The following is a 316-nucleotide window of genomic DNA, read 5'->3' on the forward strand; positions in this document are numbered from 1 at the left end:
TTCACCTCGTCCACGTGAAAATATCGTTGATCAATTACAAAGTATGAATGTACATAGCGATTGTTATGATGCCATTATCACTTCAGGGGATGTGACGCGTGATCTCATTCGGGCTGCACCGCGTAGAGTTTTTTTTATTGGTCAGCAACGTGATTTAGTTTTGTTTGAAGGGTTGGATTGTGAATTGGTTGAAGAGTGGGAGGCCTCGGTGGTGGTTTGCAGTGGCTTTCTTGAAGGTTTTGAGGAAAAACCTTCCGCTTATGAGGATATGTTTCACCGTATGCGAGCGCGAAATTTACCATTTATTTGTGCCAAC

The 316-nt window shown here is 43.0% G+C and carries 1 protein-coding gene; it reads left to right on the top strand.

The genetic code is table 11. The features are described from left to right. The coding region (locus ACFIO5_RS12210) for an HAD family hydrolase (protein ID WP_522729898.1) at positions 1-316 on the top strand (316 nt) is incomplete at both ends.

Source organism: Bartonella sp. AA86SXKL (assembly GCF_042196885.1).